The sequence below is a fragment of the Brevibacterium spongiae genome (assembly GCF_026168515.1).
In the GTDB taxonomy this organism is placed as follows: domain Bacteria; phylum Actinomycetota; class Actinomycetes; order Actinomycetales; family Brevibacteriaceae; genus Brevibacterium; species Brevibacterium spongiae.
On sequence record NZ_CP093443.1, the window covers coordinates 3,309,101 to 3,332,476 of the forward strand.

Annotated in this window: 20 protein-coding genes; 7 read left to right on the forward strand and 13 right to left on the reverse strand. The window is 66.3% G+C overall.

The features are described 5' to 3' along the window. Positions 1-145: 145 nt before the first annotated feature. Positions 146-625: a hypothetical protein gene (locus tag L1F31_RS14930; RefSeq protein ID WP_265418023.1), complete on the forward strand. Its 480-nt coding sequence runs from the start codon at positions 146-148 to the stop codon at positions 623-625. A gap of 20 nt (positions 626-645) precedes the next feature. Here L1F31_RS14930 and L1F31_RS14935 read toward each other — a convergent pair whose 3' ends face one another. Together L1F31_RS14935 and L1F31_RS14940 are read right to left on the reverse strand one after the other, a co-directional pair. Beyond that, a complete protein-coding gene (locus L1F31_RS14935) occupies positions 646-1,089 on the reverse strand; it encodes an NUDIX hydrolase (RefSeq protein WP_265418024.1) in 444 nt (147 codons plus the stop codon). Then, positions 1,086-1,706: a DNA-3-methyladenine glycosylase I gene (locus L1F31_RS14940; RefSeq protein ID WP_265418025.1), complete on the reverse strand. Its 621-nt coding sequence runs from the start codon at positions 1,704-1,706 to the stop codon at positions 1,086-1,088. The genes L1F31_RS14935 and L1F31_RS14940 overlap by 4 nt, the downstream gene beginning before the upstream one ends. 163 nt (positions 1,707-1,869) lie before the next feature. Between L1F31_RS14940 and L1F31_RS14945 the strand changes: the two genes are divergently transcribed. Further along, positions 1,870-2,769 carry an aspartate dehydrogenase domain-containing protein gene (locus tag L1F31_RS14945; RefSeq protein WP_265418026.1) on the forward strand — a complete coding sequence of 300 codons (900 nt, stop codon included), beginning with the start codon at positions 1,870-1,872 and terminating at the stop codon, positions 2,767-2,769. Between the two features lie 138 nt (positions 2,770-2,907). Here L1F31_RS14945 and betT read toward each other — a convergent pair whose 3' ends face one another. The 4 genes from betT to aztD form a co-directional block, all read right to left on the reverse strand. After that, complete coding sequence (betT, locus tag L1F31_RS14950) at positions 2,908-4,989, reverse strand: choline BCCT transporter BetT (protein WP_265418027.1); 2,082 nt, start codon at positions 4,987-4,989, stop codon at positions 2,908-2,910. Positions 4,990-5,226: 237 nt separating this feature from the next. Next, positions 5,227-6,606 (reverse strand): short-chain fatty acid transporter, encoded by a 1,380-nt coding sequence (locus tag L1F31_RS14955; RefSeq protein WP_265418028.1) that lies wholly within the window; start codon positions 6,604-6,606, stop codon positions 5,227-5,229. A 164-nt stretch (positions 6,607-6,770) separates the two neighbouring features. Beyond that, positions 6,771-8,153: an NAD-dependent succinate-semialdehyde dehydrogenase gene (locus tag L1F31_RS14960; protein ID WP_265418029.1), complete on the reverse strand. Its 1,383-nt coding sequence runs from the start codon at positions 8,151-8,153 to the stop codon at positions 6,771-6,773. A 240-nt stretch (positions 8,154-8,393) separates the two neighbouring features. Next, complete coding sequence (aztD, locus tag L1F31_RS14965) at positions 8,394-9,674, reverse strand: zinc metallochaperone AztD (protein WP_265418030.1); 1,281 nt, start codon at positions 9,672-9,674, stop codon at positions 8,394-8,396. Between the two features lie 180 nt (positions 9,675-9,854). Between aztD and L1F31_RS14970 the strand changes: the two genes are divergently transcribed. Next, the gene (locus L1F31_RS14970; protein WP_265418031.1) at positions 9,855-10,208 is read left to right on the forward strand and encodes a nuclear transport factor 2 family protein; all 354 of its coding nucleotides are present in this window, start codon (positions 9,855-9,857) and stop codon (positions 10,206-10,208) included. A gap of 60 nt (positions 10,209-10,268) precedes the next feature. Here L1F31_RS14970 and L1F31_RS14975 read toward each other — a convergent pair whose 3' ends face one another. Further along, positions 10,269-11,090, reverse strand: a complete 822-nt coding sequence (locus L1F31_RS14975; protein WP_265418032.1) for a DUF981 family protein — start codon at positions 11,088-11,090, stop codon at positions 10,269-10,271. A 129-nt stretch (positions 11,091-11,219) separates the two neighbouring features. Further along, complete coding sequence (locus L1F31_RS14980; RefSeq protein WP_265418033.1) at positions 11,220-12,140, reverse strand: 3-hydroxyacyl-CoA dehydrogenase NAD-binding domain-containing protein; 921 nt, start codon at positions 12,138-12,140, stop codon at positions 11,220-11,222. Between the two features lie 108 nt (positions 12,141-12,248). On the opposite strand from L1F31_RS14980, the gene L1F31_RS14985 reads away from it, so the two are divergent. After that, on the forward strand, positions 12,249-13,112 hold the full coding sequence (locus L1F31_RS14985; protein ID WP_265418034.1) for a hypothetical protein: 864 nt from the start codon (positions 12,249-12,251) through the stop codon (positions 13,110-13,112). 54 nt (positions 13,113-13,166) lie between these two features. Beyond that, entirely contained in the window at positions 13,167-14,462 is a 1,296-nt protein-coding gene (gene chrA, locus L1F31_RS14990) for a chromate efflux transporter (RefSeq protein ID WP_265418035.1), read from the forward strand. On the opposite strand, the gene L1F31_RS14995 is transcribed toward chrA, so the two are convergent. The 4 genes from L1F31_RS14995 to L1F31_RS15010 form a co-directional block, all read right to left on the reverse strand. Then, the gene (locus L1F31_RS14995; RefSeq protein WP_265418036.1) at positions 14,463-16,094 is read right to left on the reverse strand and encodes a long-chain-fatty-acid--CoA ligase; all 1,632 of its coding nucleotides are present in this window, start codon (positions 16,092-16,094) and stop codon (positions 14,463-14,465) included. Positions 16,095-16,391: 297 nt separating this feature from the next. Beyond that, entirely contained in the window at positions 16,392-17,153 is a 762-nt protein-coding gene (locus tag L1F31_RS15000; protein ID WP_265418037.1) for an enoyl-CoA hydratase-related protein, read from the reverse strand. A 215-nt stretch (positions 17,154-17,368) separates the two neighbouring features. After that, positions 17,369-18,538 carry a trans-sulfuration enzyme family protein gene (locus tag L1F31_RS15005; RefSeq protein WP_265418038.1) on the reverse strand — a complete coding sequence of 390 codons (1,170 nt, stop codon included), beginning with the start codon at positions 18,536-18,538 and terminating at the stop codon, positions 17,369-17,371. 113 nt (positions 18,539-18,651) lie between these two features. After that, positions 18,652-19,569, reverse strand: a complete 918-nt coding sequence (locus L1F31_RS15010) for a LysR substrate-binding domain-containing protein (RefSeq protein WP_265418039.1) — start codon at positions 19,567-19,569, stop codon at positions 18,652-18,654. Positions 19,570-19,655: 86 nt separating this feature from the next. Here L1F31_RS15010 and L1F31_RS15015 point away from each other — a divergent pair, with 86 nt between their 5' ends. Together L1F31_RS15015 and L1F31_RS15020 are read left to right on the forward strand one after the other, a co-directional pair. Beyond that, positions 19,656-20,801 (forward strand): YeiH family protein, encoded by a 1,146-nt coding sequence (locus tag L1F31_RS15015; RefSeq protein ID WP_265418040.1) that lies wholly within the window; start codon positions 19,656-19,658, stop codon positions 20,799-20,801. Between the two features lie 244 nt (positions 20,802-21,045). Next, a complete protein-coding gene (locus tag L1F31_RS15020; RefSeq protein ID WP_265418041.1) occupies positions 21,046-22,404 on the forward strand; it encodes an SLC13 family permease in 1,359 nt (452 codons plus the stop codon). Between the two features lie 195 nt (positions 22,405-22,599). On the opposite strand, the gene L1F31_RS15025 is transcribed toward L1F31_RS15020, so the two are convergent. After that, entirely contained in the window at positions 22,600-23,187 is a 588-nt protein-coding gene (locus L1F31_RS15025) for a GNAT family N-acetyltransferase (RefSeq protein ID WP_265418042.1), read from the reverse strand. Positions 23,188-23,376 lie beyond the last annotated feature (189 nt).

Below are 23,376 nucleotides of genomic sequence, written 5' to 3' on the forward strand. Positions count from 1 at the left end.
CGTCTAATCGGCGAATGTAGCTTTCCTGGATATGTTTCACCCGCCGATTTCAGCGGCGGCGACCGATTGTTTTCGGCCCCCGCCATTCAAACCGGGCTTGTCTCCCGGACCACTCATCGCATCCCTCATCGAATGGAGATCATCGATGACCGCACCCGCACGTGCTGACCGTGCCGCGGAGCTCACCGCTCGCATCCGCAGGACGAACTCGGTCTACGCCCGCGCCTACGGCCCGCTGTCCCTGCTGATCATCGCCGCATCGTTCTTCCCCTACTACTCCCCGGCCGCACAGAGTTCGACCACCTACGGCAATCTCTGGCAGGAGGTTCTCCTCACGGGACGCGAGGTCGACGTCTTCGCCCTGTTCGTGCTGCTGTTCACCGTCGGCATGCTCGGTCTGGCCGCCTTCGCCAGGACGTCGGTGCCCGGCCTCATCGCTGTTCTCACCGGGGCGATCATCATCGGCTGCACGCTCCTGCAGTCACCGGGCTATGTCAGTCCGCCCGCGCTCACTGTCTTCGGCATCATCGACATCACGCTGGCTTTCCTCGTCGCGGCGATCGCCTTGGCCCATTCGATCCATCTCTTCGTCCTCGACCTCGGCTTCCAACGTCGGATGGTCTGAGAGCGCAGATCGTCTCTCCTTCAGCCGACCGCCCGGCCGGCGGCGTGCAGAGCCGGAATCACCTCGCTGCGCGTCAACGGCGCGAACTGGCGGGCGTTCGAATCCGCAGGAAGCGGGTCGATCGGGAACCAGCCGGCTTCGGCGATCTCGGCCAGATGCGCAATGTTCTCGACATCGAGCGTCTCCGGCAGCCCGTCGTAGCAGAACACATCGCCGATGACCCGGTGGTCGGCCTCGTTCGCGGCAGCGGCGGTGAAGGTGCCCAGGGCCTGCAGGCGATCGGGGTGCAGTTCGAGCCCGAGCTCCTCGGCGATCTCTCTGATGATGGTGTCTTCGGCGGATTCCCCGTCCTCGGGTTTGCCGCCGGGAAGCATGAACGACGTGGTGCCCGACTTGCGGACCATGAGCAGCTCCTCCCGCTCCGGGTGGAGGAGGACGAGCGCGGAGACGCGGATATCGTTCACTGCGACCACACCCCTGACGTGCCGCGACGGTGCGAGTCGAGAAGGTGGGTGTCGACCATTCCGATGGCTTCCATGAGCGCGTACATCGTCGTCGGTCCCACGAAGCGGAATCCCTTCTTCTTCAGCGCCTTCGACAGTGCCACGGATTCCGGCGAGGTGGTCGGGATCTCGGCGAGGGTTCGAGGGCGTGGAGTCTGTGCGGGTGTGAACGACCACAGGAACGCATCGAGGCCTCCGTCGTCACGCAGCTCGATGACGCGTGCGGCGTTGTTGATGCAGGCTTCGATCTTCCCGCGGTGGCGGATGATGCCGGCGTCGCCGAGCAGCGTGTCGATCTCTGTCTCGCCGAAGCCCGCCACGGTCTCGGGATCGAAACCGGCGAAGACCTCACGGAAGCGCTCCCGCTTCTTCAGGATCGTCAGCCATGAGAGCCCAGCTTGGAACCCTTCGAGGCTCATCCGCTCGAACAGTCCCGCCTCGTCGTGGATGGGCAGTCCCCATTCGGTGTCGTAGTAGCTCAAGAGCATCGGGTCGCCGTACGCCCACGGGGTGCGGGCCAGCCCGTCCTCACCGACGACGGCTCCCCCGTCGGCGGCTGACTGTGGTTCTTCGTCCATGAGGCAACCGTATCGCGTCGCACAGACACGACTCGTCGCAAGGTCATAGTGGTCAGTTGCGAGGTCGAACTGACCCGCCGCGAGGTCGTGCTGACCTGCCGCGAGCTCGTGCTGGCCTGCCGGGTCGGTCGCGCATGTCAGACCCCTCGGATAGGGTGCGGCCATGACCTCTGTGCTGCTCATCGGATTCGGCGCCATCGGCCGCCACGTCGCCCAGCTTCTCGCTCCGGAGATCACGTCCGGTTCGGTGAGACTGACTGCCCTGGTCTCGGATACGGCCAAGCACTTCGGTCGTCCCGATCACGGCGCCGAGGTGGTCGACCTCCCCACGCTGAACGTGGGACTCCATGAACCGAGTCCGGCGGAGGAATCTTCGACCGGTTCACCGTCACCGAGGATGTTCGACGCCTTCGACATCATCGTCGAATGCGCCGGGGTTCCGGCCGCCGCCGAACTCGGTCCCGCTGTCATCGCCTCAGGCAAGCCGCTTGTGCTCACGAGCGTCGGCGCACTCGCCGACCCTGACGCTCGTGCGAACCTGCTCGCCGGACCCGGGCGCCTGCATGTGACGAACGGTGCCATCGGCGGACTCGACGTCCTCGAGGCAGCGGCTCAGGCCGGTGGCCTCGACACCATCGAGATCACGACGTCGAAAGAGGCGACCGGGCTCATCAGACCGTGGATGTCCGAGACCGAGGCCGAACGACTGCGCGCCCTTGCCCCGGAAGATGGCCCCCTGACCGTGTTCACGGGCAATCCCGCCGAGGCGATCGAGAAGTTCCCCGCCAACGTCAATATCGCCGTCGCCTTGGCCTGGGCCACCCGCGGCACTGACCCAGCCACGACCGACGCCGATCTTCTCGCCGCAGCCCTCGAGCGGGTGCAGGTCGAGCTCCAGGCCGTGGCCGGTCAGACTCAGTCCGCCCACCAGATCCGGGCGTCCGGCTCGGCCGGCGAGTTCGCCTTCGACATCCGCTCAACACCGAGCCCGGAGAACCCCGCCACCAGCGGACTCACTGCTTTATCGGTCACTCGCACTCTGCGTTATGCGATGGCGGGGTGAGCACTGGACGATCCGCCGCCTCGGCGAGGATATGACAGCGCCCGGGAACCTCGACCGTTCGATCGATGCTCCCGGGCGTCGGCTCAGCCGAGGATGTCATCCTTCAGCGAGGCCGCGGACGAACCCTCAGCGGCTCGTTCAGTCCTCGCCGTGGGCGATGTTCTCCTGCAGCTGCAGGAATTCGACGTGGCGTTCGTACTTATCCAGCACGTCATCGATGATCTGCTCCTTCGAGTAGCCCATGATGTCGTAGCCCTGACCGGTGCCGCCGTCGAGGTAGACCTCAATGCGGTAGTAGTCCTCACCGGTTCCGCGCGGAACTATGCCGCCGAACGAGGGCACGCTGACCTTGTGCGGCCACACCTGGTACCGGAAGGGGTACTCCCCTTCTCCGTCGACCTCGAACTGGATGAGTTCGCCGTCGTCGACGAACACTCCCTCGCTGTCGACGCGACCGCACCGGGAGGAGATGCCACGTCCTTCCATCTCTGCGGCCACCTCGGTGAGGGTCGGGGTGAGCACCTTCTGCTCGAACTCCCTGGCCCGGGACTCGTTCGGGAAGGACAGGACACGGCCGAGCTGGCGCTGCCACGTCTCGTGACCGGGTCCGCGGGAACGGCGAGCCAGGGAGGCCGGCAGGCTCGTGTCAACACTGTCGACACGGTGCGCTTCGACCCGCAGTGCTTTGTACAACCCGATCATGACGAGGATGACGACGAAGGCGAAGGGCAGGCCCATGATCACCGTCGCGTTCTGCAGCGCCCCGACCCCTCCGACAAGCAGCATCGCGATCGTCAGGGCACCGGTCGCCAGTGCCCAGAAGATGCGCAGACCGGCGCGGCCGTCCTCGGACGGGTTGCGCAGATTCGACGACAGGTTCGCCATCACCAGGGCCGCGGAGTCCGCGGTGGTGACATAGAACAGCAGCGCTGTGACCGTCGCCAGGCCCGCGATGAAGGCGAAGGCCGGGTAGCGGGAGAGCAGGTCGTAGAAGCCGCCCTCGGGGCTGAGCACGACCGCCTCGCCGAACTTCTTGTCCCCGCTGCGGATGAGGTCGAGTGCGGAGTTTCCGTAGATCGAGATCCACATGAAGATGTAGATGAACGGAATCGTCAGGGTGCCCAGCACGAACTGGCGGATGGTCCGTCCGCGGGAGATGCGGGCGAGGAACAGACCGACGAACGAGGCGAAGGCGATCCACCAGGCCCAGAAGAACAGGGTCCAGTCGGTCATCCACGTGCCGGTGTCCTCGAAGGCGAAGGTCTGCCCGGCCATGTTCGGGAACAGCCGGAAGAAGTCGGTGATGTTGAGCACGAAGGCGTTGAGCAGGAACTGCGTATTGCCGGCCACGAGCACCCACAGGCTCAGACCGATGGCGAGGATGACGTTGAGGATGGAGAGGAACTTGATGCCCTTGTCCACGCCCGAGACGGCCGACAGGGTCGCGACTCCGACGCCGACGACGACGATGCCGACCTGGGTGGCGGTGCCGATCGGGACACCGAAGACAGTGTTGAGGCCGACGTTGACCATGACGACGCCGATGCCCAACGAGGTGGCCACACCGAAGATCGTTCCCAGCAGGGCCGCGAAGTCGACGGTTTCGCCGAGCACGCCGTGCACCCGCTTGCCGAAGATCGGGGCGAGCGCCGAGCGGATCGCCAGCGGCATGTTCATCCGGTAGGCGAAGTACGCCAGGGCCATGCCCATGAGCGCGTAGAGGCCCCAGCCGCTCAGACCGTAGTGGAACAGCGCCCACACCGTGGCCTCACGAGCGGCATCGACGGTCTCGGCTTCGGTGCTCGGCGGAGTGAGGTACATCGTGACCGGTTCGGACACGGCGAAGAACATGAGGTCTGTGCTGATGCCGGCGGCGAAGAGCATCGACGCCCAGGCGACGAGCCCGAATTCGGGCTTCGAATGTTCGGGCCCCAACTTCGTATTGCCGTAGCGGGAGGCGGCGAGGTAGATGACGAAGACGAGCACGGCGAGGACGAGCAGAACGTAGAACCAGCCGAACCAGTCGGAGGTCCACCCGACGACGGCGCCGAGCACCCCCTCAGCGTTGGACGGCGAGATGAGAGCCCACACGGTGATCGCGAGGGCCACGAGAGCCGCGGCGAGGAAGACTCGCTTATTCACCGGAGGCAGCGAGGGCTTTGCACCGCCCTTCGCGTCTCCCTTCGGCTCACCCGGCGGGGTGTCGACTGATGCTGACATGGTTCTGCTCCTTATCCGGACGCGTTCGCGTCATGGCATCGGACCCGGTCGAACGGCGTGCTCAACCGAGCATGAACAACGGTTGCTGCGTAATGAAGAATTCCGTCGGCGCCCGCTCCCGATCAGGGAAAGCGGCCAACATCGGAGGTTACCACAGAGACACTTACCGTCACTTTCTGCCCGACGCACAACCGCGATGCAGGTCAGCCAGTCACACCCGCCGCGAAACGAGCCGTGTCAGAGAGAGACGAAGAAGAGCGCGGCTGCCATCACCACCCCTGCACCGAGGAACGTGATGACTGTGTAGCCGAGGATGTCGCGCATCTTCAGCCCGGCGATCGCCAGCACCGGCAGGGCCCAGAACGGCTGCAGCATGTTCGTCCACTGGTCACCGTAGGACACCGCCATGATGGCGATCGTGGGATCGACGCCGAGCTGGTTGGCCGCATCGAGCATGATCGGCCCCTGCACGGCGAACTGTCCGCCGCCGGAGGGGACGAAGAAGTTCACGAGGCCAGCGGAGAGCAGGGCGAGGACACCGAAGGTGGTGGGGTTCGAGATCGAGACGAAAGCATCGGAGAACACGGCGATGAGGCCGGTAGTCGACATGATGCCGAGGATGCCCGCATAGAGCGGGAACTGCAGCAGGATCTCGCCGACGTTCGAGGCGGCTCCCTTCGTCAGGTGGATGAGCTCGAAGGGGTTGCGCACGAGGAGGAAGATGAGCGCGAGGAACGACCAGTTGACGATGTCGAGGGTCAGTCCCCCGCCCTGGGCGAAGTGGATGATCAGGTAGACGACGAGCGCGAGACCGACGATGAGGGTGAGGATGCGCGAGGCGTCGATGCGGTCAGCCGGGGTGACGACCTCATCGTCGACCTGTGACTGCTTCTCCGAGGACACCGAGGCGGGCAGTTCGTAGACCGGTGCGCCGGGTTTGGGGGCGATGAGGAGGAAGAGGAGACCGCAGACGATGATGACGCCGAGGATGGCCAGCAGGTTCCAGCCGGCGAAGATCGTCTCGGACACGGGAACTGTCTTCCCGCCGAGGGATTCGGAGAGGAACGAATCAGGGGTGGCCGCGGTCAGCGGACCCGATCCCGAATAGCCCATGTGCCAGACGACGAAGCCCGAATAGCCTGCGGCCACGAGCAGCGGGAAGTGGACCTTGATGCCGCGCTCACGCGACTGCACCGCGATCTCGCGGGCCAGCAGCGCACCGACGACGAGGCCTAGGCCCCAGGTGATGAGGCTGGCGATGGCGGCGACGAGGAAGACGAAGACATAGGCGAAGGTAGCGTTGCTCGGCACCCGGGCCAGCCAGGCCAGCAGCTTCCGCACCGGTCCGGTGTTGGCGAGGATGTGCCCGAGCAGAAGGATCAGACACATCTGCGTCATGAACTCGAGCAGACCCGCCAGCCCCTCACCCCACCCGGTGACGACCTCGGCCGGGCCGGCATCGGTGAAGATCAGCGCGAGGACCGCGACGATGAGGGTGAGAACGATGGCGAAGGTCAGTGCCGACGGTATCCATTGTTCGAGGAATCGGTTGATCGGCCGCATGACCCCCTTCGAGGCTGCGACGTTGACCTGGGTTGACGGCTTCGGTGCCGACATTGAATGACCTCCGCTGAGAGTTTGCTGTGTGTGACTCAGCATACAATCAGGGCGCTGTCCCATGGAATGGAACAGCGCCCTGACGGCAATTCAGCACCCTATCGTGATCTCGTCTGACCGTGACCCTCGTCGGGTTCGGGCAGATCAGTGCTGCCTCAACACGATCAGTGCTGCTTGTACACGAGCTGCTTGTTGACGAATTCGTCCATGGCCAGCGGTCCGAGCTCGCGGCCGACTCCGGAGCGCTTGACTCCGCCGAAGGGCAGGAATTCGCGGGAGCCCTCGGGGGCGTTGAGGAAGACCATACCCGAATCGATCTGCGAGCCGACGCGTTCGGCCCGCTCGATATCGCCGGAGAACACTGCCGCGCCGAGGCCGAACGGGGTGTCGTTGGCCAGCTCCACGGCCTCTTCCTCGCTGCTGACCCGGTAGACGATGACGGCGGGGCCGAAGAGCTCTTCGTAGTAGCCGCGCATCCCCTTCTTCACATCGGTGAGGACGACGGGTTCGACGTAGGCGCCGCCCCCGTCGTAGCGCTTGCCGCCGGCGAGCAGGGTCGCACCCTGGCTGACGGTGTCCTGGACCTGTTCGACGAAGCGGTCGGCCGCGGCCACCGACGACAGCGGTGACAGGCGGGAGCCCTCTTCACTCGGGTCTGCGGGGGTGGACTTCTTGGCCTCCTCGGTGATGGAGGAGACGAAGTCGTCGTAGAGGTCATCCATGACGATCATCCGCTTCGGCGAGTTGCACGCCTGCCCGGTGTTGCCCATGCGGGTGCGGAAGAAGGTCCTCGCCGAGGCCTTGACATCGGCGGAGTCGAGGAGGATGTAGGGGTCGGATCCGCCGAGCTCGAGGACGACCTTCTTGAGGTTCTTGCCCGCCTCGGCGGCGACGGCGGCACCGGCGCGTTCGGATCCGGTCAGGGACACTCCGTGGTTGCGCGGATCGGGCAGGATGATCTCGGCGACCTGCTCGTTGCTCGCATAGATGTTGATGTAGGCGCCTTCGGGCAGGCCGGCGTCGATGAAGATCTCTTCCATGATCGCGGCCGAGCGCGGGCACTGCGGGGCGTGCTTGAGCAGGATCGTATTGCCCAGGGCCAGGTTCGGGGCGGCGAAGCGGGCGACCTGGTAGTAGGGGAAGTTCCACGGCATGATGCCCAGCAGCGAGCCGACCGGCTTGCGGCGGATCATCGCGGTGGCGTCCTTGGGTCCGCGCAGCGGCTCATCGGCCATGAACGCCTCGGCGTTGTCGGCGAAGTACTTGTAGATCATCGAGCTCAGCTGGACCTCGCCCTTGCCCTCGGGAACGGACTTGCCCATTTCGAGCCGGATGACCTCGGCGAGCTCCTCGGCGCGTTCGGCGTAGATCTCCGAGACGCGGGTGAGGATGGCAGCGCGTTCGGCCACCGGGGTCCGGCCCCACTCGGTGAAGGCCGTGGCCGATCGGTCGAGCGCGGCGAGGATCTCGGAATCGGTGTTGGTGGCGAACTCTTCGGCGACTTCGCCGGTCGCCGGGTTGGTCACACGGTACATGGTGCTGGTCATGACGGTCCTCGTTTCGCTTCGGGGTTGAACCTTCGTCACTGTCAAACCTATGGCCGAAGCGCGGCCCCGGCAATCCATGTCTCACCTCCTGGGCGAGTTCTTGAGCATCTTGTCAGCCGGCACCGAGGCGGCCGCCCCCGGCGCCGGAGAGGTGTTCCCTCTCCCGACGCCGGAGCTGCCGTCCCTCATACGCGGCGACACCCCTCATACGCAGCGACGCCCCTCAGCGGACGCGTCCCCTCACCCGGCGACCCCGGTGAGTTCGTTCGTCGCGTGCGGCAGCTTCTCGCTGGCCATGACCTCACCGCTGTCGAGATCGACGATGTGGATCGTCTGCTTCGCCGGGTCGGTGACGTAGGCGACTTCGCCCTGGACGAAGAGGGTCGGGCGGGCCTTCTGCCATTCGACGGGCTCTTCCCATTCGTCGATGACCGGGTATTCGTCCGTCACCGAGGCGGTCGCCGGGTCGATGATCTTCAACGTGCCGTCCGTGGTCAGGACGACGCCCTCCCCTTCGGGGCCGCGACCCAGCGAGCGGAAGCTGTAGGAGGTGCCGAGGTCGACGAGCGAGAGTCTGCCCTTCTTCGTATCCGTCACGCTCACACGCTCGGGCCGTTCGAGTTCGGCGTCCTCATCGACCTTGTAGTCGCCGAGGATGAAGCGGGAGTCCTCATCGCCCGCCTGGTTGCCGATGCGGCCGTAGTCGTCCGGGGCGTCAAGCTTCTCGAACTTCCCGTCCTTGAACAGCAGGATGCCGTCTTCGCAGCCGAGGGCGATGATCTCATCCTTCGCCGCCGCTTCTCCGTGGACGCCGGGGCAGTCTTCGCTGCGGGCGAGCTCCTTGCCCGATTCGTCGATGACCTTCGCCCCGGTCCGCTCATCCTCGGTGCCGATCGTGTGCAGGGTCGACCCGTCGGAGAGTCGCACGGCGACTCCGTGGTGCGGTTCGTCGACCTCGGAGACCTTCGGGGTCGGCTTCTCCTCAGCGAAGTCCTCGGTGTCGAAGGTCTGGATCTTGCCGTCGCCGTCGCCGAAGAGCACTGTGGAGCCGTCATGGCTGACGACGTGGCCGGGCAGTTCGGTGCCGAAGACGGTGTCGGTGAGCACGGGGTCTGCGGCGTAGCTGTGGGTGTGATCGCCGTGGGGCTGGGTCCACACACCGGCGTCGAAGAGGCGGAAGCCTTCGGCCACGGAGACCATGAGGTGGCGGTCGTCGCCGACCGGATTGAGACGGTTGAAGCCTTCGAGCTTCGTCTCGGAGACGACCTCGAGAGTCGTCGCGTCCAGGGTCATGATGCCGCCGTCGTAGGTGGCGACGAGCCGGGGCTGGGCGCCCGCGAGCTCCTGGGCGTGGCCGTCTCCGGACCCCTCCCCGTCTGCTTCGGATTCGGTGCCGGAGGTCTTCTCATCTTTCCCGACAGCGTCGTAATCGGTCGTGTCATCACCGGGCTGGCATCCGCCGAGCAGCAGCGCCGAGGCGGCCACGGCGGCTCCGATGAGCATCTGAGGTCGTTTCATCATCCACGTTCACTTTCTATTGAGACTCATTATCATTAGCAGGTCGATACTAACCCGATGGCGAACGGATATGCGAAACGACTGCGCCCCGGGCGCCGGCCGGGCGACTGCACCCCGAACCTCAAGACGACTGCGCCCAGGCTTCGAAGCGACTGTGTCACGGGTCACTGCTACGGTAAGACCATGGCCAGTGTGACTGAACTTGTGAAGCGTTACTACACCACCGTCGATGCCGGAGATGCCGACGCCACCTCGGCGCTGTTCTCAACCGGCGCCAGCTATGACCGTCCCGGCTACCCGACGATGGTCGGCAGCCAGATCACGGACTTCTACCACGGCGAGCGGGTCATCGAATCCGGTTCGCACTCTCTGCAGGAGATCCTCGTCGAAGGTGACCGGGCGTCGAGCCGCGGCATCTTCAGCGGTCGACTCAAGGACGGCACCGAGACCTCGGTGGGCTTCGCCGACTTCTTCCTCTTCGACACCGAAGGGCTCATCGCCGAACGCACCACATACTTCTACCAAGCCGCCGTCTGAGACCCGACGACAGAAGCTCGGCCTCCGGCAGAGGCCGAGCTTCCGGCACCGGCCCTGTCGTCACATGGTGTTGACGATGAGTCCGATGTGCGTATAGAAGTTCATCGCGCCGAAGAGCACGAACACGATACCGGTGATCGTCCAGACCACTCCGGCCACGGTGACGGCACCGCTCTTGACGGGCGCGTCGACCGGGGCCTTGAGCACTGCGCGAACAGCGAACGGGAACACCACGGCGCCGATTCCCACGAGGGCGAAGAGCAGCGACATGAATGTCGCTTCGATGAGCGGATGCTCGGCGAACGCCCCTGAGATCGGCTCCTGCGGCGGAGCCGCGAAGAGCTGGTAGACGATTCCTGCCAGCGCAATGGCGAACAGAGCCAGTCCGAGTGCGGCGATGAAGATCGACAGCGGGCGAACCGTGCTGGCGGCCCGGCCCAGAGGATCGGAATCGGCCTTCAGATCGACTCCCCGCTTCCACAGGTACCAGGCCGCGGCGAGCATGAGCACGCCGAACGCGAGGCTCGTCTCACCGAAGATCACGTTGTCGAAGGCGAATCCACCTGATGCAAGCGGCCACGTCAGGCTCATGTGCAGGCCGGTGCCGGTGAGGATGAGGCCGAGGACGCCGAACGTCAGAGCCCAACCATCGGTGTTCAGCCCCGCTGCCCGTCCTCTCCACGTCGACACCGTCGACCCGGTCGCTCGACCCGACGGGCTGCCGTCTCCGCCGGCGACGCTCGCCTTGCTCAGCTCGCGGTAGAACAGGACGACTGCGAGCAGTCCTGCGCCGACGGCAATCGACATGATGGTGTTGTAGGTGGGCATACTCGCCCAATCGATCATCCCCGGAGATTCCACTCCGGTGAAGAACGTCTTCATGGCACTTCCCTTCTGAGGCTCGATGTCCTCGAGCCTCGTGTCCCTTTACTGAGAGAACGCTGAAGGGCGCCCGGAAGATTCCTTGTTTTACCAAGTCAGACTGTCTGTTTGGTCACCAAACAGCAGGCTTCAGACTCCTTGGCCGCGGGCGTCGAGCACCGCACGCTGGATCCGGTCGCGAACCGCGGCGGCCTGCGGTGTCGGGGTCGGCCCGTAGGCCTGTTCGACCTGGTCGAAGATCTCGCCCATCGCGGCCGGGTCAACGTCGACGGGCAGGTCCTCGATGGCGGCGAAGGCCGGACCGATGTGGTCCATGAACCCACGGATGCCGGCCTCTCCCCCGCCGAAGTGCATGCCTTCGAACTGTCCGACGGCCGACCAGCGCAGACCGAGCGAATTCTTCATCACCGTGTCGAGGTCGGGTGCGGAGATCACGCCGTTCTCGACGAGCGCGATCGCCTCTTTCATCAGCGCGTTCTGCAGCCGGTTGCCCACGAAGCCGCGGATCTCCTGCCGCAGCACCACGGGTTCGCGCTCGCAGCTGCGGTAGAAGTCGACGGTTGCCTCGATAGTGTCCGGCGATGTCGCCGGTGCGGGCACGACCTCGACGAGCGGCATGAGGTGGGGCGGGTTGAACGGGTGGCCGACGATGACCCGGGCGGCCGCCGCAGCGTCGAGGTGTTCGGCGATGAACGACGCAGGGATCGTCGACGAGGAGGTCGCGAGCACGGCCTCGGTCGGTGCCGCCTCGGCGATCTGGGCGAACAGCGCCGGTTTGGCCTCCGGATCCTCCGGACCGGATTCCTGCACGAAGATCACGCCGGACACGGCGTCCTCGACGGTCTCGGCGAGTTCGACGGTGCCGACCTGGGAGGCCAGCTCGTCGTGTGCGGAAGCCGCGGACGTGACCTCGGCCTGGAGACCGGCGACCACCTCGGCGAGGTCCTCACGCGGGTCGAAGACCCGCACCGTGTACCCGCTGCGGGCGAAGAGATAGGCGAACGACCGGCCGATGGTTCCGGCACCGATGACAGCGACTGACGAGCTCATACGTCCAGGCTATACCTGCTTCACGGGTGTGGGCGGCAGCGTTCGCCGTAGTCGAATCGTTGCCGTGTGAGCCCTGTCGGGGCCGGGATCCGGTGGCACAATGTCACCATGAGCGCGAACGCAGGATTGAGAACAGTGGATTCGGAGATCATCGCACTGGCCGAGGACGAGTACGCCGCCGCAGCCGAGACCGCCGGCATCGAGGTGCGCGAGATCCACACTGCCGATGAGGCGGCCAAAGCGTCGATGCTGCTCGACGAGGTGTGGAACGTCGACGAGACCGGCACGAACGTGTTCGAACCCAGCCTCATCATCGCCTTCACGCACGCCGGAAACTATGTCTCCGCCGCCTACAGCGTCGACGATCCCGACGAGATGATCGGTGTGACCATCGGCTTCTTCGGGCAGCCGTTGGGCACCGTCATGCATTCGCACATCGCCGGGGTGCGCCATCAGGTCATCGGCCGCGGCGCCGGTTCGGCGATGAAGCTGCACCAGCGGCTGTGGTGCCTCAACCTCGGCATCACGGAGATGACCTGGACCTTCGATCCGCTGGTGGCTCGCAACGCCTACTTCAACTTCCAGCGCCTCGGCGTCGGCATGGTCGAATACCTCGAGGACTTCTACGGTCAGATGCGCGATGGAGTCAATGCTGGTCAGGCCAGCGACCGGATGATGGTCTCGTGGCCGCTCGACCGACCGGCGCGGGTGGCGACGACCGATCCCGGCTCGGCTTTCCCCTGCCTGCGCGCCGATGAGGACGGCGAACCGCTGCTCAGCGAGGTGCCGAAGGAGACAGAGTTCGTCTCCCTCGACTTCCCCTCCGACATCGAGGACCTGCGCGGTCAGGACGCGGATCTGGCCAGCCGGTGGCGGTTGGCTCTGCGGACCGCGCTGACCGGGCTCGTCGGCGACGGCTGGGTCGTCGACACCTGCCTCAAGGGAGGCACGTACCTGCTCCACCACCCCTGAACTCGGGCGCGGGCCGTTCACCTCGGCGTCATCTGAGCCGTGTTCACTGATCCGATGACCACCGCAACTGACCGCACCTCCGAGGTCGCCTCGTCATTCCTGCGCCTGGGCCTGACCTCCTTCGGCGGTCCGGTCGCACACCTCGGCTACTTCCGTGAGGCCTTCGTCGACCGCAGACGGTGGCTCGATGACCGGGAGTATGCGGACCTCGTGGCTCTGTGCCAGATGCTGCCCGGCCCCGCCTCGAGCCAGGTGGGAATGGGTCTGGGTCTGCGGCGAGCCGGTCTTCCCGGACTGTTCGCGGCCTGGGTGAGCTTCACTCTGCCCTCGGCGATCGTGCTCACTCTCTTCGCGCTCGGGCTGGATGCCATCGGCGATGTCGGCGATTCGGGCTGGCTGCTCGGGCTCAAGGCCGCGGCGGTCGCCGTCGTCGCCGGGGCGGTGATGTCGATGGCGAAGTCGCTGACCCCGGATGCCAAGCGCGCCACCATCGCCGCAGTCGCACTCATCCTCATGCTCGTCGTCCCCGCCTCCGTCGTTCCGACTGCGGTCGTCCAGGTCGCGGCGATCGTTCTCGGCGGAGTGCTCGGACTTGTGTGGGTGCGTCCCCGTCGCACCCCCGCCGAGGCGGTCGCCGACTCCGCCGACACCGGCCCTTCCACGGGCGCAGAGGCATCCACTGCACCCGCGGCTGCCGATGCCGACGGCGCAGCCGAGACTCCTCGGCTCGGGTCACGAACCTCGCGACGTCTGGGCATCGCCTCGCTCATCGCCTTCGCAGCCCTCCTCATCGGGCTGCCTGCCCTGGCTGCGACGACTGGGGACGCGACCCTGCGACTCATCGACATCTTCTACCGGGCAGGCGCCCTGGTCTTCGGCGGCGGACATGTCGTCCTGCCGCTGCTCGAAGCCGAACTCGTGCCGACGGGACTGGTCGACCACGACACGTTCCTCGCCGGCTACGGAGCAGCCCAAGCGGTACCCGGTCCCCTTTTCACCTTCGCGGCGTTCCTCGGTGCGTCGATGACGACGGGACCCGGCGGCATCCTCGGTGCCGGTATCGCTCTGCTCGCGATCTTCCTCCCCGCCGCTCTGCTCGTCATCGGCGTCCTGCCGTTCTGGGAGCGGCTGCGGGCCTGGGAACCGGCGACGGCGGCACTGACCGGAGTCAATGCCGCCGTCGTGGGGCTCTTGGGGGCCGCGCTCTACGACCCCGTCTTCATCCAGGGCATCACCTCGCCGGCGGCCCTGGCACTGGCCGTCGCCGTGTTCGTCGCCGGGACCATGTGGAAGGTCCCGGCGTGGGCGAGCGTCATCGGTGCCGGACTGCTCGGCTGGCTTCTGCTGTGATCAGCGCTCTTCCCAGTTCTTGCGCAACAGCTTCTTGTCGAGCTTGCCCACCGAGGTGCGCGGCATCTCCGTGACGACGTTGACCTCATCGGGCATCTGCCACTTGGCGAAACGGGAACCGAGCGTCTCGATGATCGACTCTCGGGTCACCTCGGCGCCGGGATTGGCCACGACGTAGGCGACGGGACGCTCATCCCACTTCTCGTCGGGGACGCCGATGACGGCGGCCTCACTGACGTCGGGGTTGTCGAGGATCGCGTTCTCCATGTCGATCGACGAGATCCACTCGCCGCCGGACTTGATGACATCCTTGAGCCGGTCGGTGATCTTGAGGTACCCGTGCTCGTCGATGACGCCGACGTCGCCGGAGCGCCACCAGCCGTCGAGGAAGCGGTCGGCATTGTCGGGCAGCTTGAAGTACGACTCAGTGATCCACGGGCCGCGCATGACGATCTCTCCCATGGACTTCCCGTCGCGGGGCAGCTCATTGCCTTCGGGGTCGACGGTCTTGAGCTCGACGCCGATGATCGGCAGACCCTGGGAGCGTTTGAGATCCCACTTCTCCTCCTCGGTGAGGTCCATGTCGGGCTTGAGCTTCCAGTTCGTCGTCGCCAACGGGGTGGTCTCCGTGGCGCCGTAGCCGTGGATGACATCCGCGCCGGTGATCTCCTTGAACCCGCGCATCATCGACAGCGGCGGTTCCGAGGATCCGGAGACGAGACGCACACCGCTGAGGTCCGGTGCCTGCGGCATCTTCTTCATCATCTGCAGCATCGGGCCGAAGATCGCCGGCGCACCATTGGCCAGGGTCACCTTCTCATCGATGAACGCCTGCGCGATGGCGCCGAACTCCTCGGCGGCGAACTTGCCCGGCAGCACGAGCTTGGCTCCGGCGGCCACGGCGTTCTGCGGGAAGCCCCAAGACAGGACGTGGAACATCGGGGTGATCGGCATGACGCAGTCGTCGAACGTCGCATTGAGCGCGGCCAGACCGCCCATGGTGTGCAGGTAGATGGACCGGTGGGAGTAGTAGACGCCCTTGGGCCGCCCCGTGGTGCCGGTGGTGTAGCCGGCGTAGGCGGCGGTCTTCTCCTCGATGACGGGCCAATCGTAGGTCTCGGGCTTGTCGGCGATGAGGTCCTCGTAGAAGACGACATTGCTCAGGCTCGTCTCGATCTCACCGACCGGCTTGTCCGTCATCACGACCCAGCCCTTGACGTCGAGCTTCGGTGCCAGGGACTCGGCGACCTGCAGCAGCGATTCGTCGACGAAGATCCAGTCGGACTTCGAATGGCTGACGACATAGGCGAGGTCCTCGGGCGCCAGACGCAGATTGAGCTGAAGCATCGTCGCGGCCACACCGGGCACCGAGAAGTAGAGCTCGAGGTGGCGGCGGGAGTTCCAGTCGAGGACGCCGACCATGGAACCGGCGCCGACGCCGAGCTCATCGAGGCCGTGCGCGAGCTGCGCCATGCGCTTGAACTCGTCGGCGTAGTTCGACCGCCCCCAGGACCCGTCCGAACGGCGGTAGACGACTTCGGAGGTGCCGAAGACGGTGGCCGCATGGCGGATGAGGGTGGTGGTGTTGAGCTGGTAGCTGTCGCCCAGAGTGGACGGAATTCCTGTCAGCATGAGACTCCTTCGTTCGCGCTCGGAACCTGCAGCGGATCTGCGGCCGCGGCAGAGATTTAAGGGTGATCACCACTTTCAACGGCGGGTGATCGAACCGTCGATCGCCGGACGCCCGGTTGCCCTGGTGGGCGGGTGTCCCGGTGGGCGCCCCGGTGGGCGGGTGCCCCGGTGGGCGATCATCACCGTCAGACTATCCTCGCAGCGGACTCCGAGGGGCGAAGCGGTGCGGAACGTTATCAAGGAGAGACAGCCGCGCCGACGCTCCGCTTCGTCTCCAGTGTCACTGTCCGAGGAATGTCACTGTCCGGTGAAGTCCGGGGACCTCTTGTCGAGGAAGGCGGCGACCCCCTCGGCGAAGTCGGCACTGGCACGCAGTGCGTCCTGTCCTTCGACCTCGCGGCCGAAGGACGACTCGAGTGCGGTCAAGCTGGCCCGGTTGATCGCTCGCTTCGAAGCGGTCAGGGCCAGGGTGGGGCCCTGCGCGAAGACTGCGGCGACCTCTTCGGCACGGGTCAGGTGGCTCCCGGCCGGGACGACTTCGCTGGCCAGCCCCCAGTCGAGGGCGTCGGCGGCCTGCAGCTTCTCTCCCGTCAGTGCCAGACGCAGTGCCCGGTGGCGTCCGGCGGAGGCGGCGACCAGGGCGGTGGAGCCGCCGTCGGGCATGAGACCGATCTTCGTGAAGGGCAGCATGAGATAGGACTTCTCGCTCATCACCAGGTAGTCGCAGGCGAGGGCGAGGGAACACCCGATGCCGGCAGCCGGTCCGGAGACCGCAGCGATCGTGGGGATGGAGAGGTCGAGGATCGATGCGATGATCGCGTTCGCTCCGGCGAGGTCGATGCCCTCGCGCTCAGCGACTCCTCCCTGCAGGTCCGCCCCGGAGCTGAATGCGCGTTCGCTGCCTGTGAGGATGAGGGCGCGTGAGTTCTCTGCGGCCTCGGTGACGGCTGCGCCGATGGACTGGAACGTCTCCTCATTGAGGGCGTTGAGGCTCTCCGGGCGGTTGATGGTGATGGTCGTGACATCGCCGGTGACTTCGGTGAGAACACTGGAGGACAATGCGACTCCTTCGTACGAATCCGGTGGTGGTCCATGTGGATGATGGGGCTTCCACCGCCACTTTAACGTACGTTAAGTTGATCTGCGTCACAGGTCCGAACTGCGTCTGCGCTGCTTCGCTCACCGTCGAAAAACGGGTTGAGCGCCGAGGCACGCGTGCACACATGCGTCTCTCGAACACTCAACCCGTGTTTCGGCGGACGGCACCGCCGGAGTCAGCCCAGGGCCGCCTCGAGGTCGGCCCACAGGTCCTCGAGGTTCTCGATGCCTACGCTCAGCCGGATGAGTCCCTCGGGCACCGTCTCGGGTTCCGCCGGGTGGCGGCGACGACGTTCGATGAGGGATTCCACCCCGCCCAGGGAGGTCGCCGGCGTCCACAGTCGGACCGCCTCGGCGATGGCGGTGGCCTTCTCCGCGGTGTCGACGGTGAAGGCGATGATCGCGCCGAACCCGTTCATCTGCGCTGCCGCGCGGGCGTGGCCGGGATCGGCGGGCAGGCCCGGGTAGCGGGTCTCGGTGACGGTCGGGTGCGCGGCGAGGCGTTCGGCGATGGCCTGGGCGTTGGCCTGCGCGCGGTCGAGCCGCACGGCCAGGGTGCGCAGCCCGCGCAGGGCGAGCCAGACCTCGAAGGGCCCGGCGATGGCCCCGCGCATCGACCGTTCGGTGTGCAGGCGCTCCCGCAGTTCGGTGCTGCTGGTCAGCGCTGCTCCGAGGACGACGTCGGAGTGCCCGGCGAGGTACTTCGTCACCGAGTGGACGACGATATCGGCGCCGTGATCCAGCGGAGTCTGCAGCAGCGGTGTGGCGAAGGTGTTGTCCACGGCGACGAGGAAGCCGCGATCCTTCGCAGCCGCCGTCAGCGCCGGAACGTCGCCGACCTCGAGCATCGGGTTCGTCGGCGATTCGATCCACAGCATCCCGGGTCCCGCCGTCTTCGCAGACGCCTCGTCGAGGGCTGCGATGACCGCCTCGGTGTCGGCGATGTCGACGGTCACGAGGTCGAAGCCCTGCCGCTGGGCGATCTGTTCGGCCGAGGCGAGCGCCCCCTGGTAGGTGTGGGCCGGGATGACGAGCGTGCCGCTGGCCGGGACCAGACTGATCACCGCGGAGATCGCTGCCAATCCGGAGCCGAAGACCAGCCCGGGCAGGGAAGCATGTTCGAGCTGTCCCAGAGCTTCTTCGAACGGCGACCAGGCCGGGGTGTCGAAGCGGGCGTAGGCGTAGGGAGAGGATGAGATGTCGCCGGTGCTCACAAAGGTCGACGAGAGGTCGATCGGCGGGTTCACCGAGGCGCCGTCGGTGCGCGGAGGGCGCCCGATTTCGACGACGAGGGTGTCCGGGGAGAGTGCGGGGCGGGCTGAAGAGTCGGGCTCGGGCGAAGTCATACGACCAATATATGCCCACCTCGTTACACGATGTCGACGGCGGTGTAACAGACGCATTTCGGCGCCGCTTCGCCATGTCGAGCGGCCGCCCGGCCAGGTTGTGTGAAGTCCGCTCAGCCGAGGCTGTCGACCATGTGGTCGAGGAGCAGCCGGGCTCCCACGGACTGCCGTCTGGCCGGTGACCACACGGCATGGAGTTCGCGGGAGAGGTCGAGGCTGTCGGAGACCGGCAGCGGCAGCAGTCGTCCGGCCCGGAAGTCATCGCGCAGCGCCAGCTCGGAGAGCACCACCGGGGCGATCGACGTGGCCGCTGCGATGCGCAGCGCCGAATTCGACTCGTACTCCCCCGCCGTCGTCACTCCGCCGACCGATGCCAGTGCCGCGTCGATGGCCTCTCTCGTTCCGGAACCGATTTCGCGCACGAGCAGCGGAACCTCGGCGAGCGCCTCGGCGGTGATCGGCTTCGTCCACGCTCCGGCGAACTGCGGAGCGCAGGCGATCATCAGCCGGTCGCGGCCGACCACCGCGGTCTCGAGTCCCGTCGGCAGGGACACGGATTCGATGAGTCCGAGGTCGCAGGTCTGTCTGCGCACTCTATCGATGACGGTCGCCGAGTTCTCCACTGACAGACCGATGTCGATGTCCGGGTGCGCGGCCCGGAAGGTCGTGAGGCGGTGGGGCATGAGGTATTCGGCCACGGTCAGTGAGGCGCTGACCTTGACGGTGCCGGCGCGGGCGTCCTGTATGGCACGCGCTCCCGCGTACAAGGTGTCATAGGCTTCGATGACCTTCGACGCCCATTCGGCGACTGCTCGGCCTTCGACGGTGAGCTCGGTTCCGCGCGGAGATCGCCTGAGCAGCGGCACTTTGAGGTCGCGTTCGAGGTTGCGCAGGCTGCGGGAGGCGTTCGGCTGGGCCAGATCGAGCATGGCCGCTGCCTGACCGATCGACCGCGCATTGCCGCTGAGCGCCACCAGCAGCCCCAGGGCCTGGAGCTCGGGCCACTTCTTCATATCCCCGAGATCATGCATAGCCTCATCATGGCATATCAGATGCATATGGGTTGCTTCGCAATCGCCGTCTACCGGCCGTGACTGCGCCTTGCCAGACTGAGGTCATGAACCGCTTCACCTCCCTCGTGCCCGGCCTGGCCATCGCCGCTGCGGCGACGGCCATCGCCTGGCCGATCTCCATGCTCCTGCCGGTGCTCTCCCCGCTGCTTGTGGCCATCGTGCTGGGCATTCTGCTGGGCAACCTCGTCCCCAACCTTCCCGAGGCGCTCGTCCCCGGCCTCAACTTCGCCGCGAAGCCGCTGCTGCGCCTGGGCATCATCGCCCTCGGCGCGCAGGTCGTGCTCGGCGACATCCTCGATCTCGGCTGGCTGGTCCTCGTCCTCGCCGCCGTCGTCGTCGCCGCAGGCATCCTCTCGGCCCTGGCTCTGGCGAAACCGCTCAAGGTCGACCGCCCCCTGGCCGTGCTCATCGGCAGCGGCTTCGGCATCTGCGGTGCCGCGGCAGTCGCCGGAGTCGAGTCGACGCTGAAGTCGAAGAAGGAGGATGTTGCCGCCGCGATCGGCCTCGTCGTCCTCTTCGGCACCCTGATGATCGCCGTCGTGCCGTCCCTGTCGACGGCCATGGGGCTGTCCCCGGAGACCGCTGGAATGTGGGGCGGCGCCTCCACCCACGAGGTCGCGCAGGTCGTCGCGATCGGCGGCATCATCGGTCCCGCCGCGCTCGAGATCGCCGTTCTCGTCAAGCTCGCCCGCGTCATCATGCTCGCCCCCACCGTCGCGGTGTTCAGTTGGGCCGTGCGCCGCAGCGAGGCACAAGCGCAGGCCAGCACCACCGCCGAGGCGGCCGCCGGCTCGGATGCGACAGGTGATGGATCGACGACGGCTGGGGCCGAATCAGGTTCCGCGGCCGCCGGGTCAGATGCGGCAGGTGCCAGTTCGGGGCGCACCGGACAGATGACCGCCTCCTCGACCGCCCCGGCATCAACCAAGCGACCGCCGATCGTGCCGCTCTTCGTCGTCGGCTTCCTGATCATGGCGGCTCTGCGCACCGTCGGCGTGCTGCCGGAGTTCGCGGTCACCGGACTCAACTGGATCCAGACGGTGTGCCTGGCCATGGCGATGTTCGCCCTCGGTCGCGGAGTGCAGTGGCGTTCGCTGAAGAACCTCGGCGGTCGCCCGCTCGTGCTGGCCGCCCTGGTCACGATCATCGTCGGCCTCATCGGCCTCGGCGGAGCCCTCCTGCTCACCTGAGCCGTTGGGGCCGCTCACCCTCGGCGCATCCCCCTCTCCCACCTCCAAGCGCAACCCTCTCCCCACCTGCAGGAGTGGGCGGTTTCGTACGGGAGGGAAGAGCCGCCTCGGCGAGGGTGTGCCACCTGTCGGGAATCCGCGGGCAGTCGGACACGTCGCCACTGTACCGGCCGGTAACGCTGGTAGTGTCTCTCAGCGAATGGCCCGGCGATACTCAGTGTCGCTCCAGAATCCCGAGGACGTCATGCTCACTCAGATCATCGCTCTGCTCATCTTCATCGCCCTCTTCGCAATCGGCGCGATCCGCGGCGTACAGATCGGCGTGCTCATGCTCGTCGGCGCGGCCGGCACCGGACTGCTGCTCGCCGATATGGCTGTCGAGGACATCGTCGCCGAATTCCCCTTGAGCATCATGGTCCTCCTCGCCGGAGTGACCTACTTCTTCGCGATCGCGCAGGAGAACGGGACCGTCGACAAGATCATCGACTGGGCGCTCGAACGCGTCGGATCCTCGGCCGTGCTGCTGCCTGCGGTGTTCTTCCTCATCACCGGCGGCATCGCAGCGATGGGTGCACCGCTGGCAGGCCTGGTGATGATGCCCGTGGGCATGCAGGTCGCCCGCAAGTACGGGGTCGACTATGCGCTCATGGGTCTGGCCATCTGCTTCGCCATCGGCGCCGGCGGCTTCGCCCCGACCAGCCTCTACGGCATCGTCACGTACTCCACCGCTCATGATGCCGGAATCGACCTCTCACCGTTCCTGCTCTTCGGCATCGCTGTCGCCGTCTATCTGGTCATGCTCGTCGTCGCCTACTTCATGTACGGCCGGTCGCTGTTCTCGAAGCAGAAGGCGACCGTGCCCGAGATGGCCGACACCCGCGTCTCCCGCGGCTCCGCCTCGGCCTCGAGTGTCGCCTTCGGTGAAGACGACGAGGACGAAGCGCTCTTCGACTCCTCGAGCTCGGAGGCGAGTTCCGAGTCGACTCCGTTCACCTTCGTGCAGATCCTCACCGTCGTCTTCATGATCGGGCTCATCGGCACCGTCGTCGTCCTCGCCGCCATCGGCAAGGAACCGGACATCGGCCTGCTGTGCTTCATGTTCGGTGCGATCCTCTCCCTCGTCGATCCGAAGACCGGCAAGGCGGCGCTGCCGAAGATCGACTGGTCGACGGTGCTCCTCGTCGGCGGAATCATCACCTTCGTCGGGGTGCTGCAGAACATGGGCGCCGTCGACCTCCTCGGCGAAGGTGCCGAAGCGATCGGTTCGCCGCTCATCGCCGCGTTCGTCCTCTGCGTCGTCGGCGGACTCGTCTCCGCATTCGCATCGACCACAGGCATCCTCGCCGCGCTGGTGCCGCTGGCTCTGCCGCTCATCGCCGCCGGCGGAGTGCCGGGATGGGCGCTCATCGCGGCGCTGGGCGTGTGCTCGGCCGTCGTCGACGTGTCACCGTTCTCGACGTTGGGTGCCACGGTCGTCGCGACTGCCCCGGTCGAGGACAAGCCGCGTCTGACGCGCATCCTCGTGAAGTTCGGCATGTCGATGGTGATCATCGGGCCGGTCGCCCTCGTCGGCGGACTCGTCGTACCTGCGATGGTCTTCTGAGGCACTTCAGTTCTGGGGATGCGCCGCCGGCCCGGCTCAGCGCGGGGCGGGCAGGGCGTCCGGCTCTTCGCCCGCCCGCTTGATGCTCGAATATAGGTCGCCATCGGACACCCGAGCTCGAACATAGGTCAGCATCGGACACTTCTGCTCGTGGAAAGTATCCGATGCTGACCTATATTCACCCGCGTATGTGCGTCACCCCAGCGGTTTGGCGAGCAGCACGAATTCGAGATCGTCGACCTTCGGGACTCCGAAGCGTTCGTCACCGTAGGGGAAGGGTTCGACTTCGCCGGTGCGTTCGTAGCCGCGTCGTTCGTAGTAGGCGATGAGCTCGTCGCGCTTGTTGATCACGCTCATCCGCATCGTGTGGGCACTCCAGCGTTCGGCCACCCACGCCTCGGCGAGGTTGATCAGCGCCGATCCGACTCCCTTGCCCTGCCCCACCGGGGACACCGCGAGCACGCCGAGGTAGGCCTCTCCGTCGGTCGGCTGTCGCACGTACACGCTGGCCACGGCCCTGCCCTGGCTGTCGCGGACGAGCAGAATCGTGGAGTCCGCCTCGGCGAGCATCTCCTCAGCCATCGGGACGTCGAGTCGCTGACCGCCGAGGATGTCCGCCTCGGTGGTCCATCCCTGCTTCGAGCCCTCCCCGCGGTAGGCCGAGGACACGAGCGCGACGTAGTCGGCGATGTCGGCGGGGGTGAGCTCGGTGACCTCGTACCCGGCCTCATGGAGGATCAGTTGGTGCGCATCGACCATGGTGACCGGGGTGGGTGAGGACATGTGACCGACTCCTTCGCGAGCGTTTGGCTGAGATGCGGCCGGGCGGGCCGACCATTGCGTCATGTTTCAACAGGCTAATCGGTTTTTCGACTGCAGACCTATAGTGTCAGAGGTCAGGACGAATCGACGCCGATCGTCGATCATCGCAGCGTCGCCGGGCACCGCCCCAGCGCCGCCACCGCAACCACA

Bases quoted from the DNA above. Each gene is read 5' to 3' on its own strand.
- L1F31_RS15015 (WP_265418040.1), top strand. From the start codon at position 19,656: ATGAACCGCTTCACCTCCCTCGTGCCCGGCCTGGCCATCGCCGCTGCG.
- L1F31_RS15025 (WP_265418042.1), bottom strand. From the start codon at position 23,187: ATGTCCTCACCCACCCCGGTCACCATGGTCGATGCGCACCAACTGATC.
- L1F31_RS14940 (WP_265418025.1), bottom strand. From the start codon at position 1,706: ATGGACGAAGAACCACAGTCAGCCGCCGACGGGGGAGCCGTCGTCGGT.
- L1F31_RS14960 (WP_265418029.1), bottom strand. From the start codon at position 8,153: ATGACCAGCACCATGTACCGTGTGACCAACCCGGCGACCGGCGAAGTC.
- L1F31_RS15020 (WP_265418041.1), top strand. From the start codon at position 21,046: ATGCTCACTCAGATCATCGCTCTGCTCATCTTCATCGCCCTCTTCGCA.
- L1F31_RS14945 (WP_265418026.1), top strand. From the start codon at position 1,870: ATGACCTCTGTGCTGCTCATCGGATTCGGCGCCATCGGCCGCCACGTC.
- L1F31_RS14995 (WP_265418036.1), bottom strand. From the start codon at position 16,094: ATGCTGACAGGAATTCCGTCCACTCTGGGCGACAGCTACCAGCTCAAC.
- aztD (WP_265418030.1), bottom strand. From the start codon at position 9,674: ATGATGAAACGACCTCAGATGCTCATCGGAGCCGCCGTGGCCGCCTCG.
- L1F31_RS14985 (WP_265418034.1), top strand. From the start codon at position 12,249: ATGAGCGCGAACGCAGGATTGAGAACAGTGGATTCGGAGATCATCGCA.
- L1F31_RS14930 (WP_265418023.1), top strand. From the start codon at position 146: ATGACCGCACCCGCACGTGCTGACCGTGCCGCGGAGCTCACCGCTCGC.
- L1F31_RS15005 (WP_265418038.1), bottom strand. From the start codon at position 18,538: ATGACTTCGCCCGAGCCCGACTCTTCAGCCCGCCCCGCACTCTCCCCG.
- L1F31_RS14955 (WP_265418028.1), bottom strand. From the start codon at position 6,606: ATGTCGGCACCGAAGCCGTCAACCCAGGTCAACGTCGCAGCCTCGAAG.
- chrA (WP_265418035.1), top strand. From the start codon at position 13,167: ATGACCACCGCAACTGACCGCACCTCCGAGGTCGCCTCGTCATTCCTG.
- L1F31_RS14975 (WP_265418032.1), bottom strand. From the start codon at position 11,090: ATGAAGACGTTCTTCACCGGAGTGGAATCTCCGGGGATGATCGATTGG.
- betT (WP_265418027.1), bottom strand. From the start codon at position 4,989: ATGTCAGCATCAGTCGACACCCCGCCGGGTGAGCCGAAGGGAGACGCG.
- L1F31_RS15010 (WP_265418039.1), bottom strand. From the start codon at position 19,569: ATGCATGATCTCGGGGATATGAAGAAGTGGCCCGAGCTCCAGGCCCTG.
- L1F31_RS14970 (WP_265418031.1), top strand. From the start codon at position 9,855: ATGGCCAGTGTGACTGAACTTGTGAAGCGTTACTACACCACCGTCGAT.
- L1F31_RS14980 (WP_265418033.1), bottom strand. From the start codon at position 12,140: ATGAGCTCGTCAGTCGCTGTCATCGGTGCCGGAACCATCGGCCGGTCG.